The following is a 15,836-nucleotide window of genomic DNA, read 5'->3' as shown; positions in this document are numbered from 1 at the left end:
GCAGGCTGCCGCGAAAATCCGACCTGGCAACCATCACCGACGAGCACCTGCAAACCATTGTCGCCCTCTACAACAACACCCCGCGAAAATGTCTCGACTTCCAAACCCCAAATGAGGTCTTCTCCAGCTTCTCTAACCGTGTTGCACTTCAAACGTGAGTCCACCTTCCCGCTTTCGCGGGAATGACGCCGGTGGGGAGAGTGCCTCCGGGGAGCACGACGCCGTGGACAATCGCGCACGAAAAAAGCCCGGATGCCATTGCTGGCACCCGGGCTTTTCTTCGTCCGACAGCTGCTCGACGCAGGTCGCTCTGGAGGGACAGCGCCCTGCGCAGGGGAGACTAGAGCTTGCCGATCGAACGGAAAGCGTCGGCGTCGATCCCCAGGGTCCGCAAGGCCTTGGCATTGGGCTGCCGTCCCGCCTCGACAGCCGACGCAACGGCAGCAGCGCTGCTGAATACATCGACGAAATTGCCAAGGGTCGCAAACAAACGAGAGTTGCGCAGGGTGCTCATTGCCATTTCCTTCCAGGACCCAGGCCGAATTGCCGGGTCGCTTTCATGACTGTTCAAATGGGCTCTATCGGCTACTTGCGGTAGGCCTGAAACGTCAACTCAGCCATGCGCCAGCGTCATCGGTTAGGCAAAAAATCGCTTCAAAGTGGCCAAATTTCCAATTACTGCAAATTCGCTATGCGCGAAACGCATGAATTCACGGTTTGTGCGACACGATCTCGCCCCAGGTATCCAGGAAGCGCTTGCGGCGCTGCTGATCCAGCGACACCAGCAGCGCGGGCCCCAGCGGAATAGGCTGGATGACGCCGCGCCCGCGCGCCGCGATCGCCTCGCTGGTCCATTCGCCCTGCGTGCCGCTCATCAGCGAGCCCAATGCCGTCTGCCCCGCCGCGACGGCCTGGCCCGAAGGAGAAAGCGCAAAGTCTATGAACGCCTTCCCCAATTCCGGAAAAGGCGCATCGCGCGGGATCAGCATCGAACGCGTCAGCACCAGCACATAATCATCGGGCACCACGATCTCGATATTGGCGCCGGCCGCCTTGCGCGCAAAGGCATAGGAGCCCAGCACGTTATAGCCCAGCGCAAGCGAGCCATCGGCGACCCCGTTGAGAATGGCGGGACTGGACCCCGAAAACTGCGCATTGACCCGCCCGAACGCCGCGGCAAGACGCCAGAAATTGGATGAGATCACCTGGTCCTGCGCTGCGAGCAGATAGCCGACGCCCGACACCGCGATGTCGTAGGTAGCAATCGCGCCACGGAATTCATCCTTCCGGGTCTCCAGCAATTCGGCCAGCGTCAAATGGGTGCGCGGCACCTCCGCTTCGCTGATTCGTTCCGGATTGTAGATGATCACGGCCGGTTCGAACGTGAAGCCGAAAACTTCGTTGCGCCAATGCGCCCAATTGGGCAGTCCGGCCAGCCAGGGGCTGTCATAGGCCATGGCGTAACCATCATTGGCCAGCTTGATCTGCAAATCCGATGCTGAGCTGACCAGCAGATCCGGCTTGGGCGAAACCTTACCAGCCAAAAAACGCTCATAGAGCGGCAGAGAATCGGTTTCCTCATAGATCACCGTCACGTCGCGGCGCTCTGCCTGGAAGGCCGTGATGAAATGCTGGAACAGCGGCGTATCGGTCACCCCCAGGATCGTCAGCACCGTTTCGGTACTGCCATCGGGAGCGGGATAACGCGTCGATGCAGCCATTGCCTCATGCGGCTGAACCAGGAACAGCCCTGCCATGACGACGGCCAGGCTCCCCAGTGCCTTGCGCAATTGCTCCGCCTTCGGATTGCGCCCGACCAGCGGCAGATCGATCTCGACCACGAGTCCGCCTCCCACGCGATCTTTGAGACGCAGCGCGCCACGATGCGCCTCGGCCACCCGCCTTACAATGGATAGGCCCAAGCCAGAACCCGGCTTTGCCTGCCCCGCTGCGCCCCGCTTGAAGCGCTCCAGCACCAGCGGCTTCTCACTTTCGGCAATGCCCGGGCCGCTGTCGCTTACCGCCAACGTGAGCATGCCATCATCGATGGCTCCACTGATCTCCACTGGCCCATCCGTATAGACCAGCGCATTGTCCACCACATTGCGCAGCATCTCGCGCAAGGCGACGCGATCGCCCCGCACCTGCGCTTCTGCCACCGTGTCCGTCAGCCCAACGACGAGCCGCCTGGCCTGCTCTGCTTCGAGCCGCTGACCGACGCTTTCGATCAGTGCCCCGATGGCGCTGGTTTCGGTTTCCTGGTTTTCCAGCCGGTGCGAAATTGTCGCCTCCATCAACAATTGGCTCACCAATTGGCTAGCCTGCACTGCGCCCTGGTGAATGCGGCCGACCCGCCGCCGCAAGGCGTCAGGGTCCTGCTCCTCCATTGCGATCTCCGCCTGTGCCCGCAGCGAAGCGAGCGGGGTACGTACTTCATGCGCCGCCTCCGCCACCAGCCCGGTCACACGCTCCACCGCGCTGCCCAGCCGCATCATGAAGCCATTGAGCGCATTGACCAGATGGCTGACTTCGACGGGTACCGGCACATCGAGCGGGGACAGATCATGCGGCGCCCGCCCGCGCAAATCCTGCTCCAGCTGATAAAGCGGGGAAAACATCCGCCCGATCCCGAACCACACCAGCGCAATGGCCAGCAGCGTCAGCGCAACCACCGGCACCACCGAATTGCCAAGGATTTCTGCGGCCAGCGCCTCGCGCTCGTTCTGCGTCTCGGCCACATGGATCGTCACCCAATTGGTATCTCCACCTGACGAGGTCAGGCGCCCAACACTGGCAACCCGCACCAACTCGTCGCGATAAAGCCGGTCGGTAAAGATCGGCCCCGCGGCCTGCATCTGCGGCAGCATGGCCGCCAGATCCTCGTAGCCGGTGACGGCGCCCCCCACCGGATCTTCCACGGCATAAAACACCCGGTCGCCGCCCGAGAACATGCCGAAGGCGGCAAAAGGCAATTCGACAATGACATTGTCGTCCTCCACCTGCACGGCCCCGGCAATGGTCAGGGCTGATGCGGCCAACAGACGGTCGAATGCTCGATCCGCCGAGCGGTCTGCATAATCCCGGATGAACACGATCAGCACCACCGCAGCGGCCAGCAGCAGCGCCAACGCCAGCGCCAGGATGCGCCGCCGGATCGAAAATGATTTAAGGGGCATGAGGCCGCCGCACCACATAGCCGACGCCACGCACGGTTCCGATCTCGATATCGGCCGCCTCGAGCTTCCGGCGCAGCCGCGAGATATGCAGCTCCAGCGCATTGACGGAAACGGATTCGTCGAAATTGAACAACTGGTTCATCAGCCGCTCCTTGGGCACCACCTTGCCCGCGCTGGTCACCAAAATCTCGAGCAGCCTGAACTCGCGCCGGCCCAATTCCAGCGACACTCCGGCCACGCTTGCATTGAGCCCCGCCAGATCCATCTCCAGATTGCCAACCGCCAGCATGCTGCTGGTCTGCCCGCCCGTGCGCCGGATCAGCGCCCGCAAGCGCGCCTCGAGCTCCCGCAAATCGAACGGCTTCACCAGATAGTCGTCGGCACCTAGATCGAGCAGGCTCACCTTGTCGTCGATTTCCGATCGCGCCGTGATCACCAGGATCGGCGCACCGAACTTGCGGCGGCGCAGTTCGGCGATAAGCCCGATGCCATCGCGATTGGGCAGCATCAGGTCGAGCGCTACCGCATCGAAATCATCGCCCTCGGCAACCGGCACCACCTCGTTGCCATCGCGCACCCATTCCACCGAATGCCCGGCGCTACGCAGGCGCTTCTCGATGGCCTCGCCCAAATCTTCATTGTCTTCGACGAGCAGAATTCGCATCGGCACCGGTAACTCCCCGGCGCCACACTAAGGTTTTCAGCTGGTCCTGTCTAAAGGAGAGTGCCCAGCATGGCTGCGGCGACAGCAACAATGGCGCAGGCGGAAAGACCCGCCGCCGCCAGCATCAGCTGAGCACGCTGCACATGCCCGAAAGCCCGGGCCCGGCGCCGCGCCTCGGCCAAAGAAAACAGCTGCTCGCTATCAAGGTTCGCCATCAGGAAAATCCCCAAGAAACATCGCCCTGGGCAGCCGCTTTGCGCTGTTCTCACCCGCCACAAGGCAAGCCTAGTCCGGGCTCCGGCAGGGGCGAACGCGATCCTTCAAATGCGGTTAATTTACATAAAATACTGCCGATGTTTATCTTGTATGGAAGATAGTTGATCTGCCTCCGGCTTCATGGCAAAACCGCTTCATGACCCACCTGCACCCTGACCGCCTTTTCCCTGCTTCCGAGCCCGCACAGTCCATCGCGCGTGAGCTCTATCCTGAAGTCGCCGACCTGCCGCTGATCTGCCCGCATGGGCATACCGATCCAGCCTGGTTCGCCAAGAACGAGCGCTTTTCCGACCCCGCAGCGCTGTTCCTGACCCCGGACCATTACGTGCTCCGCATGCTGCGCAGCCGGGGCTTCAGCTATGACGATCTCGGCGTGCCCCGCAAGGATGGCAAGCCGGTCGCCGAAAGCCGCGCCGCCTGGCGCCTGTTCGCCGCCAATTATCACCTGTTTGCCGGCACCCCTTCCAAGACCTGGATCGACCATTCCCTTGCCTGGGGCTTTGGCATTACCGAGGAGCTTTCCTCCAGCACTGCCGACGCCATCTACGACAAAATCGACGCAGCGCTCGCAACGCCTGATCTGCTGCCCCATGCCCTGCTCGACCGCGCCCGCGTAGAAGTCATCGCAACCACCGAATTCGCGCTTGATCCGCTGGTGCACCACCAGACCATGGAAGCCAACGGCACCATCGGCCGCGTGCGCACCACCTACCGGCCCGACGACGTCACCGACCCGAGCCGCCCGGCCATCGCGGAAAACCTGCAAAAGTTCGGCGAAATCACCGGGGAGAATATCACCAGCTGGGATGGTCTCATCAACGCCCACCGCAAGCGCCGCGAGTATTTCCGCCGCTTCGGCGCCGTCGCCACCGACCATGGCGTGCCCACCGCGAACACCGCCGATCTGCCGCTGGTGGAAAAGCAGGCATTGCTCGACAAGATCCTGGCCGGCCGTCATGACGCCGCCGATGCCGAACTGTTCCGCGCCCAGATGATGACCGAAATGGCTTTGCTGTCGGTCGAAGACGGCATGGTCATGCAGATCCATGCCGGCTCGCGCCGCAATACCGATCCGCTGCTGTTTGCCGAACGCGGCACGGATCTGGGCGCCGATATTCCGGGCAGCACCGATTACGTCAATGGCCTGCGCGCCCTGCTCTCGCGCTGCGGCAACGAGCCAAATCTGCGGCTCATCATGTTCGTCCTCGACGAAACCACCTATGCCCGCGAACTGGCCCCCATGGCTGGCTACTGGCCCTCGCTGATGATCGGTCCGCCCTGGTGGTTCCACGATTCGCCACAGGGCATCCGCCGCTATCTCGACCAGGTCGTTGAAACCGCTGGCTTCTACAATCTGGCCGGCTTCAACGACGACACCCGCGCCCTCCTGTCTATCCCCGCCCGCCACGACGTGTGGCGCCGCGAGGTCTGCGGGTTCCTGGGCCGCTGGGTGGGCGAAAACCGCATCACCAAATCCACCGCGCGCGAAATCGCCCATCACCTCAGCTACCAAGCCGCCAAGGATGCGTACCGCCTGAGCTAGGAGAACCATTCCTGCTGCTTCGTGGCGCACTAGCGGCATCACGAGGCGGCCCTACATTGTCTGCATGCGCCATTTATGACGCGCTGGCCCACAGGCTCAGTGCGTATATAAGAGGCTAGTGCCCAATTCCCCCGTGTAGGATTCCATGGAAACCCTTCTCAATATCACCATTGCCCTGGCCTTGTGCTTCGTCGTCATCGTGCTGGGCCTGGGTCTTTGGAACATGCTCAAGGGCGGCCCGGGCAATACCAGCCAGCGCCTGATGCGCCTGCGCGTCATCGGCCAGGCAATCGCCCTGGCGCTCCTGCTGGCCGCATTGTTCCTGTTCGGCGGGCGTTCCTAGCCATGGTCAAGCTCAACGTCATCTATACCCGTACCGGCGACGATGGCACGACGGGCCTCGTGCGGGGTCCGCGCCGCGTGAAGCACGACATACGCATCGAGGCCTATGGCACGGTGGAGGAAGCCAATGCCCTGATCGGGCAGGCGCGCCTGCATACCGGCTCGATGCCCAAGATCGACATGCTGCTCAGCCGTATTCAGAACGATTTGTTCGATGTCGGCTCGGACCTGGCAACGCCGGGCGAGGACGACCCCGCGGCCGAACATCCGTCATTGCGTGTGCGGCCAGTGCAGACCCTGTTCCTCGAAAAGCAGATCGACCATTACAACGCCGACCTGCTGCCACTCAAGAGTTTCATCCTGCCCGGTGGCACCCCGCTCGCCGCGTCCCTTCATATGGCCCGCACGGTGACCCGTCGCGCCGAACGCATCACCGTGGAACTCGCCGCCGCCGAACCGGACACCAACTCCGAAGCGGTACGTTACCTCAACCGGCTCTCCGACCTGCTGTTCGTCCTGTCGCGCGTGGCCAACGGCAATGGTGAGCGCGATGTGCTCTGGGTGCCCGGCAATTTCGGAGACGTCAAAAAATAGTGGCGACACCTTGCGCCAAATTGCGACGGCTGCGGAAAGCTTTGTTTACGCCTTGCCCTTAGTGTTCCTGGCAGGACATTGTGCAAGGAGGTCCGGATGAACACAGACCTGACCATGCAAATAATGGCGATGAATTCGGCGAAGCTGCAAGGCAGCGTCCAGATCGCCGTGTTCAAGAAAACCCACGAAATGCAGACCGAGCTTCTCGAAACCCTTCTGCAACCGGCGCCCGCAGCGCCCCCACCGGGTCAGGGCACCAGGATCGACAAGCTCGCCTGAGCGAAGCGGAGGACGGCATGAGCAATGCGCTCGGCATCAACCCACAAGTCATGATCAATCGCATCGTGGAACGCACCGGCACCCCCGCCGAGGCGCAACTGGGCAAAGTCGCCGAACTGAGCCTCGCCCTCCAGCGCGCCATCACCGATGAGCAAGCCAAAGCAGAAATGCTAAGCCCCACCGGCCAAGCCGAAGCACCAGTGGTGGATTCCGGCGCCGTGGTTGACCGGCTGATCTAAAAGGTTGATCCCTCAGGACACCTCATGGTGAGCCCTACGCCCCCAAGCTCAACAACGCCTCAATCACCGCCCGCCCATCATCTGTGTTCCACTCCGCCGGCCCCTGCAGCACGCCTAGCTCACACCCATTCTCGTCCAGCACCAGCGTCGCCGGCAGGCCCACCGCCACCGCCTGCTGCTTGAGCCGCTCGAAGGCCGCAAAAGTGCTGTCCGCATAAAGCGGCAGATTGGCAAAGCTGTTTTCATCCAGAAACGCCTGTGCCTTTTCCAGCCCGCCAGCGCCGATATCGAGATTGATCGGCAGCACCATGAACGCGTCCGAATTATATTCCGTCGCCAGGGCATCCAGCGCAGGCATTTCCTCCCGGCACGGCACGCACCAGCTGGCCCAGAAGTTAACCAGCAGCTTCTTGCCCTTGAAATCGGCAATGGTCATGTCCTTGCCGGCGGCGTCCTTGAACGCCATGGTGGAATAGCCCCGCCCCTCGCCCGTGCCATTGAGCGCTGCCAACTCGCCCACTGCCGCATCCCCGATGGCGGTCGCCGCCCCCTCCTGCACCGGACATTCGCGCGCCTGACCGGCATTGCCGAGCCAGAACCACGCCGCTATAGCTAGCGCCAATCCCGCCAACCCCAGGATGATCGCCGCCCGCACGTGGCGTGCTGCTCCGGGTCGTGGCGCCTGCGTATCGGTCATGAACGGTCTCCGAGGTATTTCGATGAGCAACAAGATGTGGGGCGGACGGTTTGCAACCGGTCCCGACGCCATCATGGAAGAAATCAACGCATCGATCGGCTTCGACCAGCGTCTTTTCCGCCAGGATATTGCCGGATCGATAGCCCACGCCACAATGCTCGCCGACACGGGCATTCTGACGCATGAGGACCGCGACGCCATTGTTGCGGGTCTAAACGAGGTGCTCGCCGAAATCGAGGACGGCAGTTTCACATTCTCGCGGGCGCTCGAAGACATTCACATGAATGTCGAAAGCAGGCTGCGAGAAAAAATCGGCGATGCTGCGGGCAGGCTTCATACTGCCCGCTCCCGCAACGACCAGGTCGCGACCGATTTCAAGCTCTATGTCCGCGACACCATCGACACGCTGGTCATCCAGGTAACCACCCTGCAACTGGCGCTGGTCGAACGCGCCGAAGCCGAGGCCGAGACCATCATGCCCGGCTTCACCCATCTGCAAAGCGCCCAGCCGGTGACTTTCGGGCACCATCTGCTGGCCTATGTCGAAATGCTCGCCCGCGATGCCGGCCGGCTGCTCGATGCTCGCAAGCGCCTTAATGAAAGTCCCCTTGGCTCGGCCGCCCTGGCCGGCACCCCCTACCCGATCAACCGCACCATGACGGCGGAAAAGCTGGGCTTCGACCGCCCCACCGCCAATTCGCTCGACGCTGTATCGGACCGCGACTTCATCCTCGAAACGTTAGCCGCAGCATCGATCTGCGCCATGCACCTCTCCCGTTTCGCCGAAGAAATGGTGATCTGGAGCTCGGCGCAGTTTGGCTTTGTCCGCCTCTCGGACAAGTTCACCACCGGCTCCTCCATCATGCCGCAAAAGCGCAACCCGGACGCCGCCGAACTGGTTCGCGCCAAGATCGGCCGCATCCTTGGCGCATTGACGAGCCTGCTCGTGGTCATGAAAGGCCTGCCACTCGCCTATTCCAAGGACATGCAGGAAGACAAGGAAGTCGCCTTCGACGCGCTCGATTCCCTGTCCCTCTCCCTCGCCGCAATGACCGGCATGGTCGGCGACATGACCGCCAATCGCGAACGCATGCGCGCCTCGGCCTCGGCGGGTTTCTCCACCGCCACCGACATCGCCGATTGGCTGGTGCGCGAGCTCAACATTCCATTCCGCGATGCCCACCACATCACCGGCCAGATCGTCGCTCTCGCAGAAGGCAAGGGCTGTGGCCTTGAAGGCCTCACCATCGAGGACTTCAAGACCATCGACGAGCGCATCGATAGCCGCATCCACAAGGTTCTGACCGTTGAAGCCTCGGTAGCCGCCCGCCAGTCCTATGGCGGCACCGCGCCCGCCAATGTGCTGATGCAGGCCGCGCGCTGGAAGACGTTGTTGACCGGCCAAAGCCATGAACCCAAACCTTTGGGCAAAAAGAAGCATGGCGGCCATGGCGACGGCGGGGTTGAATAGGAATCGCGAATAAGTCACCGTTTGCGCAAGACCAGAACGGAGCAAGCGGTGCCAAAGAAGTCGCGGAAAATGCGCCTCACCGAGCGCCACGTCGAATATCTGCAACCGCTCGACCTCGCCGAAGAGATGCCGCCCCCACCCGAGGGCTACCATGCGGCAACACCGGAAGATCACCAGCGCACCATCGCCGAACTGTTTGCCCGCGAAGGCGAGATGGGCGAGGTCTGGATCTTTGCCTATGGCTCGCTGATCTGGAGGCCGGCCTGCGATTTCGTTGAAATGCGCACCGGTCTGGTCCGCGGCTGGCACCGCGCCTTTTGCCTGGGCTGGAACAACCGCTTTCGCGGCTCCGACGAAAATCCCGGGCTCATGCTGGCGCTTGATCGTGGCGGCGCCTGCAAGGGCGTGCTCTACCGCCTGCCGCCCGACCGCATCGAAGAATGCATGACCCAGCTGCTGGAGCGCGAAATGGCCTGGTTGCCATCAGCCTTCCCGCCCCGCTGGGTCAACGCCCGCACTGGCGATCGCACCATCCGCGCCCTCACCTTCTGCATTGACCGCAATTCGGGCCGCTATGTTTCAGGCCTTTCCGTCGAGCGCATCGCCGAAGTGCTGGCCACCGCCGTCGGCTCGCGCGGCTCCATGGCCGAATATCTCTTCGCCACCGTCCGGCACCTGGAAGAAATGGGCATCCACGACCCCCACCTCTGGCAGCTGCAATCACTTGTCGCCGACCGCATCGAAGCCGCTTATGAGCCCGACGGTTAAGACTGAGGCTTTTGTTTTTGCCCGCACTGCACTAGGAATTCATCCAAACTTCCAACCCTCACGGTGTCATTCCGGCGCAGGCCGGAATCCATCCTGAGATGCTGCCAATCCCGAGATCTCAGGATGGACCCCGGCCTTCGCCGGGGTGACATCGTGGGTGCGGGCCGATCCAGAGAAAATACATGGTCCACCATTTCGAACATCGCGACAGCACCCTCTTTGCCGAGGACGTCAACCTCAATGAGCTTGCCGCCAAGGTGGGCACGCCGTTCTACGTCTATTCCGCTGCAACGCTGCGCCGCCATGTGCGCGTGGTGAAGGCTGCCTTCGACGGCATCCCGACGCTGCTCGCCTATGCGATGAAGGCCAATTCCAACCAGGCCGTGCTCAAGCTGATGGCCGCCGAAGGAGCCGGCGCTGACGTGGTCTCGCTGGGCGAACTCGAACGCGCCCTGGCCGCTGGCATCAAGCCGGACATGATCGTTTTCTCCGGCGTCGCCAAGACCATCGGCGAAATGCGCCGGGGCCTAGAAGCTGGTATCAAGTGCTTTAACGTGGAAAGCGAGCCTGAGCTCGAGCGCCTGTCGATGGTGGCGACCGACATGGGCCTGACTGCGCCCGTTTCGGTCCGCATCAACCCCGACGTCGACGCCCGCACCCACGCCAAGATTTCCACCGGCAAGGCCGAAAACAAGTTCGGCATTCCCTATGCCCGCGCGCTTGAAGTCTACCGGCGCATCGCCGAACTCCCCAATCTCGAGGCCGTTGGCGTCGATATGCACATTGGCTCGCAAATCACCGACCTCGAACCCTTCGGTAACGCGTTCGGCCTGATGGCAGAACTGGTGAAGGCGTTGCGCACCGAGGGCCACGACATCCACCATGTCGACGTCGGCGGCGGCCTTGGCATCCCTTACAATGTCGACGAAGACGCCCCGCCGCTGCCCAGCGCCTACGCCTCCGTTGTCCGCGACAAGATCGGCCAGCTCGGCGTGACCCTCGTCATCGAGCCCGGCCGGTTGCTCGTCGGCAATGCCGGCATCCTTGTCACCAAGGTCGAATATGTGAAGGAAGGCGGCACCAATTTCGTGATCGTTGATGCCGCGATGAATGATCTGATCCGCCCCACCCTTTACGAAGCGCACCACGATATCGTTCCGGTCAACCACTCCAACCTCGCCCCCATCACCGCTGATATTGTCGGCCCGGTTTGCGAAACCGGTGACTACCTCGCCAAGGCGCGCACCATGCCCGGCGTGACTGAGGGCGATCTGCTCGCTGTGATGAGCGCCGGCGCCTATGGCGCCGTGATGGCTTCGACTTACAATTCGCGCGCTCTGATCCCCGAAGTGCTGGTCGATGGCGACCGCTTCCACGTGATCCGGCCGCGCAAGTCGATCGATGAGCTGATCGCGCTCGATAGCGTACCCGACTGGATCTGACCCCCTTTGCGTTCGGACCGTGATTTGCATAAGGTCCGACCGATTTTTCCCCGGCGCACCATCATGTCCGATTTTCCCACGCCGCAGCCCGGCATTCTCGATATTGCCGCCTATGTTCCCGGCAAGTCCGGCCTGCCGGGTAGCAACGCAGTCAAGCTTTCGTCCAATGAGTCCCCCCTCGGCGCCAGCCCCAAAGCCATTGAGGCCTTCCGCGCGGCCTCCGAAAAGCTCGACATCTACCCCGAGGGATCGTCCAAAATCTTGCGCGCCGCGCTGGGCGAAGTGCACGGCATCGATCCGGACCGCATCGTCTGCGGCAATGGCTCGGACGATCTGCTGCACCTGCTGGCCCAGGCCTATCTTGGCGGCGGCGATGAAGCGATCATGAGCCGTTATGGCTTTTCGGTTTATCCCATCATCACCAAGGCCGCCGGCGCTGATATCGTCATGGTCGATGAAGACGACTACACCGCCGACGTCGATACCCTGCTGGCCGCCGTCACGCCAAAGACGAAAATCCTCTGGCTTGCCAACCCCAATAACCCGACGGGCACCTACCTGCCCGACAGCGAAATCCGGCGCCTTCACGCCGGCCTGCGCAACGATATCCTGCTGGTAATCGACAACGCCTACGCCGAATATGTCACCGCACCCGATTTCACGACTGGGCTGGACCTCGTCAACGAGGCACAAAACGTCGTCATGGTCCGCACCTTTTCCAAGATGGGACTGGCCGCGGTCCGGATCGGCTGGATGGTAGGCCCCGCCCATCTGGTGGACGCCATCAACCGCATCCGCGGCCCCTTCAACGTCAATCTCCCCGCGCAGATGGCCGGCGCCGCCGCTACGCGCGATGTGGAATTCACCGCGAGACTCAAGGCGCACAACGCGCAGTGGCGCGACTGGATCACCGCGGAACTCGATTCCAACCACATACACGTGGTGCCGAGCCAAGCCAATTTCGTGATGGTGCTGTTCCCCGATGCCGAACACGCCACCCTGGCCTTTGAGACGCTCCTGGAGCGTGGCCTGATTGTGCGCGAAATCGGCGGCTCCTATGGCATCCCTCATGGCCTGCGCATTTCCATTGGCTCTGAACAAGCCATGCGCGGCGTCGTCGGCATCCTCAAGGCATTGGTTCAAATCGCATGAGCGTCCACTTTCGCAAGCTCGCCCTGATCGGCATCGGCCTGATCGGCTCCTCCATCGCGCTCGCAGCGCGCCGTCAGGGTCTGGTGGATGTCATTGCCATTTCCACCCGCAAGGCCGAGACGCTTGACGAGGCCCGTGACCTCAATCTGGGCGATATCTACACCCTGGACGCTGCCGAGGCCGTGCGCGGCGCTGATCTGGTCATCATCTGCACGCCCGTCGGCGCCTATGAAGGCGTGATGCGCGCGATCGCTCCAGCGCTCGAAAAAGGCGCCGTCCTTTCAGACGTTGGCTCCGTCAAGGGCCACGTGGTCCGCACCCTCGCACCGCTGGTGCCCGAAGGCGTCAGCTTCATTCCGGGTCACCCCTTGGCCGGCACCGAACATTCCGGCCCCTCGGCGGGCTTCCCCGAACTCTTCGCCGGCCGCTGGTGCGTGCTCACTCCCGGCCCCGAGGTCGATCCCGAGCAGACCGACAAACTCGCAGCCTTCTGGCGCGCCATGGGCAGCCAAGTCGAGGCAATGGACGCCGCCCACCATGACATGGTGCTGGCCATCACCAGCCACATCCCCCATTTGGTCGCCTACAATATCGTTGGCACCGTCGCCGATCTGGAAGCTGCAACGCAGTCTGAAGTGATCAAGTTTTCGGCCTCCGGCTTCCGCGACTTCACCCGCATTGCCGCGTCCGATCCGGTGATGTGGCGCGACATCTTCCTCACCAATCGCGACGCGGTACTCGAAATGCTGGGCCGTTTCTCGGAGGATCTGTCGGCCCTGCAGCGCTCCGTTCGCATGGGCGATGGGCCGGCGCTCGAAGCCATGTTCACGCGCACCCGGGCCATCCGCCGCTCGATCATCTCGGCCGGCCAGGAAACGGCAGCGCCCGACTTCGGCCGGCCGCATGAAGCTCCGCCGGTGCCCGGCAAAAGCATCGTGCGCGAACACGGCGGCGGCGACGACGCCTAACAAGCCGACTTCGAAGCTTACAGTAGGCCTCATGGTGAGCCTGTCGAACCACGAGGTCGTGCCACCATGTCTCCACTCACCCGACCTCGTCCTTCGACAAGCTCAGGATGAGGTCTCTCCCGCCCCGCCTAGAACAGCGGCGGCGTACTCGCGATCGGAACCAGGCCCGAAAACACCCCGCCAGCGCGGAAAATCAGCTGGTTGGAATACGAACCATCGGCCGCCGCATTACCGAACACCAGCGTGCGCCAGGGTTCGGCCAGCAAGGTGCCCACCCGCTCGGCAACCCCGGTGGACTTAATCGCGATTGCCCCATCCAGCATGCCCTGGGGATCGAGCTTGAGCGCCCCATTGGCGTCCAGCACCGAATCGGCGTCGGTCGCATGGATCGAAACAATCTTGAGCGCCCCACCTGCCTGCTGGATAAAAGGCAGGATCTGCGGATCGCCCCAATTGCGCACATCGTCAGGCAGTCCCGTTGCCTCCAGCTGCACCTCGGCCCTTGTATTGCTCAGCGTTATGCCCGGATGGGACACGTTATCCGCCAGCGCATAGCCGGCCAGTGCGGCCACCCCGCGCTCGGGATCATGCTGCTCGGGAATATCGAACAGATGCACCTCGGCCAGCGGGCTCTGCGCGATCAGGGTCTCGCCCATCAGCGTGTCCGACCAGACCAGATCCTTGCCCGAGATCGAGGCGCGCGCGATGCGCCAGTCATTGATCCGCACGCTCGCCTCCAGCGCCGACCAGGCGACCGAATTGCGGGTGCCGGTAAAGCTGTCGGTCAATTGCAGCGGCCCCAATGCGGAGGCAAGCAGATGGGTCGGCGCGTAAACGCGGATGCTGGCGCGAACGCCCGGAACGTCCAGCACGATATCGCCCATCGCGATCTCGGCCGTTTCGCAATCGACATCGTACCGGAACGGAAAGCCGCTGACACCGAGGCCTCCACAAGTCAGGCGCGGCTCCGTGACGCCGTCGGCTTGGGCCTGGGCTTCGATGTTCTGCCGGATCAGGTTCGCGCCTACCAGCCAGGCTGCGCTCCACAGCACGATGACGGCGAGGACAATGCTGCCCAGGATGATGATTCGCTTTTTCATGGTCGGCAGTCTTACCTTCGCCGCTGGCCCGGTTGAAGCGCCCATCTGGCGCATAGGGCAAATCCGGGTCGCCCGGCTCTTTCGCGCGGGCTAGCTAATGCCTAGATTTCTGTTCAGCTTATGGCGATGCTTGACCACATGACCGACACACCAACCCATTGGGTTTTCGGCTACGGTTCCCTGATCTGGAACCCGGGCTTTCCTTATCTGTCCGCCCAGCAAGGCTTGCTGCGCGGCGCTCATCGCAGCCTGTCCATCGTCTCGCATCATCACCGCGGCACGGTGGAGTTGCCGGGACTGGTGTTTGGCCTGGTGCGCGGCGGCTCGTGCCGCGGCATGGTGTTCGAGGTTGCCGACAGCAAATGGACCGACGTGCGCGCCTATCTGCAGGAACGCGAGCAAGTCACTGCGGTTTATCGCGATGCAATGCGGCCCGTCCGCCTTGCGGATGGCCGCACCGTGAGTGCCCTCGCCTTCCTGGTCGATGAACGCCACGAACAATTCGCCGGCGGGCTGACGCTGGACCAGCAATTAGCCATGGTGCGCGCCGGCATTGGACTATCCGGCCGCAACATCGACTATGTGCTCAACACCGCTCGCCACCTGCAAGAGCTTGGCATCCACGATCGCCCGCTAATGGCCCTGGCTGCCCTGCTGGAACAGCAAGCGGCTTGAGGGCACACATCTCTACGCGGCCCGGGCGCTTGCCAGAGGCGCGGCCCCTTCCAGATCCCAGATGGTGGACAGCCGCTCGGCCGCTGCGCCGGAGTTCAACACGCGAAACACCCGGTCGGCGCAATCAAACGCCAGGCGGAATCGTGAGCGGCTCATCGGATCACCCACCAATTCGCCAGTGGACCCGACCCACAGCACGTGGCTGCCCTTGGCAAGGACGTAAAGCTCGACGTCGCTCATCGCGAAATGATCGAGATTTTCACTGACCATCCCAAATGCCCGACCGGACCGGCCCTGCCAGCTCGACTGCCGGCTGAAGTCATGCGCTACGATCTTGCTTTCGGTAACGGTCATATCACGCTAGCCCCCAAGCGCCTTGAACAGGAACGAAAATAGAACAAACTGCAGAACGCGTCAAGTAGCCGCCCACCTGATAGCTACATATATGCA

General features: G+C 62.6%; 18 protein-coding genes. 11 read left to right on the top strand and 7 right to left on the bottom strand.

Features of this window, described 5'->3' with window-relative positions:
• Window positions 1-340: 340 nt before the first annotated feature.
• The 4 genes from C8264_RS22130 to C8264_RS09750 all read right to left on the bottom strand — a co-directional run bounded on the left by C8264_RS22130 (window position 341) and on the right by C8264_RS09750 (window position 4,055).
• A complete protein-coding gene (locus C8264_RS22130; RefSeq protein WP_162783532.1) occupies window positions 341-514 on the bottom strand; it encodes a hypothetical protein in 174 nt (57 codons plus the stop codon).
• A gap of 196 nt (window positions 515-710) precedes the next feature.
• Window positions 711-3,176 (bottom strand): sensor histidine kinase, encoded by a 2,466-nt coding sequence (locus tag C8264_RS09760; RefSeq protein WP_108460808.1) that lies wholly within the window; start codon window positions 3,174-3,176, stop codon window positions 711-713.
• The gene (locus C8264_RS09755) at window positions 3,166-3,840 is read right to left on the bottom strand and encodes a response regulator transcription factor (protein ID WP_108460789.1); all 675 of its coding nucleotides are present in this window, start codon (window positions 3,838-3,840) and stop codon (window positions 3,166-3,168) included. Before C8264_RS09755 ends, C8264_RS09760 begins: the two co-directional genes overlap by 11 nt.
• A 50-nt stretch (window positions 3,841-3,890) precedes the next feature.
• Window positions 3,891-4,055, bottom strand: coding sequence for a hypothetical protein (locus C8264_RS09750; protein ID WP_162783551.1), 165 nt, complete (start codon window positions 4,053-4,055; stop codon window positions 3,891-3,893).
• Between the two features lie 197 nt (window positions 4,056-4,252).
• Between C8264_RS09750 and uxaC the strand changes: the two genes are divergently transcribed.
• The 5 genes from uxaC (at window position 4,253) to C8264_RS09725 (ending at window position 7,113) form a co-directional block, all read left to right on the top strand.
• The gene (gene uxaC / locus C8264_RS09745; RefSeq protein WP_108460787.1) at window positions 4,253-5,659 is read left to right on the top strand and encodes a glucuronate isomerase; all 1,407 of its coding nucleotides are present in this window, start codon (window positions 4,253-4,255) and stop codon (window positions 5,657-5,659) included.
• A 145-nt stretch (window positions 5,660-5,804) separates the two neighbouring features.
• Window positions 5,805-6,002, top strand: a complete 198-nt coding sequence (locus tag C8264_RS09740; RefSeq protein ID WP_108460786.1) for a twin transmembrane helix small protein — start codon at window positions 5,805-5,807, stop codon at window positions 6,000-6,002.
• A gap of 2 nt (window positions 6,003-6,004) precedes the next feature.
• Complete coding sequence (locus tag C8264_RS09735; RefSeq protein WP_108460785.1) at window positions 6,005-6,595, top strand: cob(I)yrinic acid a,c-diamide adenosyltransferase; 591 nt, start codon at window positions 6,005-6,007, stop codon at window positions 6,593-6,595.
• A gap of 96 nt (window positions 6,596-6,691) precedes the next feature.
• Entirely contained in the window at window positions 6,692-6,874 is a 183-nt protein-coding gene (locus C8264_RS09730; RefSeq protein WP_108460784.1) for a putative motility protein, read from the top strand.
• Window positions 6,875-6,891: 17 nt separating this feature from the next.
• Window positions 6,892-7,113: a hypothetical protein gene (locus C8264_RS09725; protein WP_108460783.1), complete on the top strand. Its 222-nt coding sequence runs from the start codon at window positions 6,892-6,894 to the stop codon at window positions 7,111-7,113.
• Between the two features lie 34 nt (window positions 7,114-7,147).
• Here the strand turns inward: C8264_RS09725 and C8264_RS09720 are convergent, their stop codons facing one another.
• On the bottom strand, window positions 7,148-7,810 hold the full coding sequence (locus tag C8264_RS09720) for a TlpA family protein disulfide reductase (protein ID WP_245893034.1): 663 nt from the start codon (window positions 7,808-7,810) through the stop codon (window positions 7,148-7,150).
• Between the two features lie 22 nt (window positions 7,811-7,832).
• Between C8264_RS09720 and argH the strand changes: the two genes are divergently transcribed.
• From argH to C8264_RS09695, 5 genes are all read left to right on the top strand, one after another.
• A complete protein-coding gene (gene argH, locus C8264_RS09715; RefSeq protein WP_205245654.1) occupies window positions 7,833-9,281 on the top strand; it encodes an argininosuccinate lyase in 1,449 nt (482 codons plus the stop codon).
• 48 nt (window positions 9,282-9,329) lie between these two features.
• Window positions 9,330-10,049 carry a gamma-glutamylcyclotransferase gene (locus tag C8264_RS09710; RefSeq protein WP_162783550.1) on the top strand — a complete coding sequence of 240 codons (720 nt, stop codon included), beginning with the start codon at window positions 9,330-9,332 and terminating at the stop codon, window positions 10,047-10,049.
• Between the two features lie 182 nt (window positions 10,050-10,231).
• Complete coding sequence (gene lysA / locus C8264_RS09705) at window positions 10,232-11,491, top strand: diaminopimelate decarboxylase (RefSeq protein WP_108460781.1); 1,260 nt, start codon at window positions 10,232-10,234, stop codon at window positions 11,489-11,491.
• Between the two features lie 63 nt (window positions 11,492-11,554).
• Window positions 11,555-12,643: a histidinol-phosphate transaminase gene (gene hisC / locus C8264_RS09700; protein ID WP_108460780.1), complete on the top strand. Its 1,089-nt coding sequence runs from the start codon at window positions 11,555-11,557 to the stop codon at window positions 12,641-12,643.
• Complete coding sequence (locus C8264_RS09695) at window positions 12,640-13,611, top strand: prephenate/arogenate dehydrogenase family protein (RefSeq protein WP_108460779.1); 972 nt, start codon at window positions 12,640-12,642, stop codon at window positions 13,609-13,611. Before hisC ends, C8264_RS09695 begins: the two co-directional genes overlap by 4 nt.
• Before the next feature lie 128 nt (window positions 13,612-13,739).
• Here the strand turns inward: C8264_RS09695 and C8264_RS09690 are convergent, their stop codons facing one another.
• Window positions 13,740-14,711, bottom strand: a complete 972-nt coding sequence (locus C8264_RS09690; RefSeq protein WP_162783549.1) for a DUF2125 domain-containing protein — start codon at window positions 14,709-14,711, stop codon at window positions 13,740-13,742.
• A 138-nt stretch (window positions 14,712-14,849) separates the two neighbouring features.
• On the opposite strand from C8264_RS09690, the gene C8264_RS09685 reads away from it, so the two are divergent.
• Window positions 14,850-15,386 carry a gamma-glutamylcyclotransferase gene (locus tag C8264_RS09685; protein WP_108460805.1) on the top strand — a complete coding sequence of 179 codons (537 nt, stop codon included), beginning with the start codon at window positions 14,850-14,852 and terminating at the stop codon, window positions 15,384-15,386.
• Window positions 15,387-15,398: 12 nt separating this feature from the next.
• Here C8264_RS09685 and C8264_RS09680 read toward each other — a convergent pair whose 3' ends face one another.
• Entirely contained in the window at window positions 15,399-15,740 is a 342-nt protein-coding gene (locus C8264_RS09680) for a hypothetical protein (RefSeq protein ID WP_108460777.1), read from the bottom strand.
• Between the last annotated feature and the right edge of the window lie 96 nt (window positions 15,741-15,836).

This window comes from Devosia naphthalenivorans (assembly GCF_003056355.1).
Lineage (GTDB): Bacteria > Pseudomonadota > Alphaproteobacteria > Rhizobiales > Devosiaceae > Devosia > Devosia naphthalenivorans.
The sequence above is the reverse complement of the archived record's forward strand: the minus strand, read 5'-3'. Positions and strand labels throughout refer to the sequence as shown.